3 protein-coding genes are annotated in these 2,571 nt (G+C 29.8%); all 3 read right to left on the reverse strand.

Annotation, left to right across the window (positions count from 1 at the left end; all coding sequences use genetic code 11):
* On the reverse strand, nucleotides 1-510 hold a 510-nt coding region (locus tag Q0V09_RS10635; protein WP_297489430.1), incomplete at its 3' end, for a TVP38/TMEM64 family protein.
* Between the two features lie 4 nt (nucleotides 511-514).
* Nucleotides 515-1,426, reverse strand: a complete 912-nt coding sequence (locus Q0V09_RS10640; protein WP_297407910.1) for a sulfurtransferase — start codon at nucleotides 1,424-1,426, stop codon at nucleotides 515-517.
* A gap of 19 nt (nucleotides 1,427-1,445) precedes the next feature.
* The coding region (locus tag Q0V09_RS10645) for a (Fe-S)-binding protein (RefSeq protein ID WP_297489433.1) at nucleotides 1,446-2,571 on the reverse strand (1,126 nt) is incomplete at its 5' end.

Consider the following 2,571-nt stretch of genomic DNA (forward strand, 5'->3'; position numbering starts at 1 on the left):
AATAAATATTGTAGATAAAAGTGCATATTGAACAAAACTTATTGGTGTTAATCCATAAACATAGTTTTGAATTCCAAATGGAAATACAGGAAGTAATCTTGTTGTTGCTAGTATAAACCACCCCTCATTTTTTACACCTTCATTTATACTTTTAAAAGCTTTTGTATTACCAAATTTTTCTTCAATTGGTTTTCTTGCTATATATCTCGCTATTAAAAATGAAAGAGATAATCCAAGTCCTGCACCTAAAGCTGTATAAATAACTCCATTTACTGCTCCAAAAATTATTCCTCCAGCAAGAGTTAAAGGTAAAACTGATATACAAGTTATTGTAACTACTGTATATAAACCAATATATGCAAATGGTCCCCATATTCCTAAACTTTTTATTAAAGTTTCTAATTTTTCTCTATCTTTTAAATACTCTAAAGCTCCAGATTGAACTAATCCATAACCAATTACTCCTAAAACTATTATAATTCCAATTATTTTTATAGGATTTTTTTTCATTTAATTACTCTCCTTTTTCAAGTTCAACTTTTCCTGATTTTGCTTGATGAGACCATTCAATCCAAGAACCATCATAATTTTTACTATTTTCATAACCTAATAATTCTTTTAATACAAACGTTGTATGAGCTGATCTCACTGCTGATTGACAATATGATATAGCTTCTTTTGTTCCATCAATTCCTTTTTCTTTATACATGGCAACTAATTCATCATAAGACTTCATTGTTTTATCACTATTTAGTGCTTGTGTCCATTCTACAAATACTCCTCCAGGAATTCTTCCCTTTTCAAAAGCTCCCTTTTTCAAATCCTCTCCTGTATATTCCTCTTCACTTCTTGTATCTACAATATGACAATTTTTCTCTTCAATAGCATTTTTAACATGATGAATTTCTGCTAATGTATCCTTATCTGGAGTATTTGTAAATTTAAATGTTCCTTTTTTCTCTTTTGCTCCCATTCCAAATCCTGTTTTTAATCCTGTCTCTTTTAAAGCAGAATATCCACCATCAACAAGTTTTACATTTTCCATTCCATATAAATCTAATATCCACCATAATCTGAACTCATCTAATCCATTTCCAGATAAAACTAGTACTGTATCATTTGTTACACCCATCTTATTTAATTCTATTTCCATCTCTTCCCTAGAAGCTCTCATTCCACCAATTTCACCATATCTTTTATCTTTTGGTTGCATATCAGATCTCCACATATTATATGACCCTTTGATGTTATTAAGCATAAACTGAGCATCTGGTCTAACATCTATAAGAACAACATTTTTATTATTTAAAATCAACTCCTTAGCTGAATCTGCACTAATTAATTTATCAGTTTTATAATCCTTATACTCTTTTGAAAATGTTACCATTGATAGTAATACTGTCCCTAAAATTAAACTTTTTTTCATAAACCCCTCCATATTTATTTTATTTTCTTTTGTTTAACTCCATCTTAGATTTATATCTTGTCATCCACTGCTTTACAGGTCCTGCATTTCTTTTTTTAGCTTGAGATTTCATATATTTATCTCCAAATATTAAATCAACTATATGAAGTGCATCAGCATCTCCTTTTTCCATTGATTCTCTACATGCTGCACAATAAGTTACCATATGTCCTGTTGTTGTTTCATCAGCTCTTCTTTCCATAACTCTTTTTGCCACATCTGGAACAGCTGGTACTATCATTCCCCCAAAACCACAACATCTTGCATTTTCTCTTGTATTTTCTAATTCTTCTACGTTATATCCCAACTCATTCATAATCCATCTAATTCCATCATGAATTTGTGTTTCTTTTCTTATAGAGCAAGAATCATGAATATTAAATACTACATCTGAATCTTTTCCTACTCCAATTTGATTTTCAGGCAATCCAATTTCAGGAAGTAATTCCCAAAGAGATAAAACTTTTTGATTAGAATATGTTTTAAAAATTCCATAACAAGATTGGCAAGCTACAATTACGTATTCTGCTTCAACTTTATCAAGTTCTTCTTGAACAGATTTAAATCTTTCTTTAAATACTTTTTCCTGTCCTAAAGCCTTTGGTGGTTTTCCACAACATTTTAATAAAGACCCAACTTCACCATCAAGTTTATTTTGTAAATGATCTAATATGTTTCCTACAGCTTCTGAGTTATATGAAGGTAGTGAGCAACCTGGGAAAAATACATACTTTGTTTTCTTTCCTTGAGGAGCTGAATTTGTTGTATTAAACATCTTTGAATATCCTAAATATTGATGTACTTCAATAGCTTTATGTCCTTTCATTGGAGATTTTCCATTGTTATCTTTAACATATTCAACTCTACTTCCCATAAAATTACCCTTAATATCAAAATCTTTTGGACATTTTATAGTACACTGATCACACATATTGCAAGAGTAAGCTATTTTAGGATCCATATTTTCATTACCTTTTTCTAAATACTCTTTAAATAAAGTTTTTGGACAATCAGTATAATCATTTAGCATAATACACTCTTTCATACAAAGTTTACATTGACATTGTAAACATCTACTTGCTTCTTTAATTGCTTGTTCTTTAGTG

Origin of the sequence: uncultured Cetobacterium sp. (genome assembly GCF_947039425.1) — a bacterium.
Classification (GTDB): Bacteria; Fusobacteriota; Fusobacteriia; order Fusobacteriales; family Fusobacteriaceae; genus Cetobacterium_A.

Bases quoted from the DNA above. Each gene is read 5' to 3' on its own strand.
- Q0V09_RS10640 (WP_297407910.1), bottom strand. From the start codon at position 1,426: ATGAAAAAAAGTTTAATTTTAGGGACAGTATTACTATCAATGGTAACA.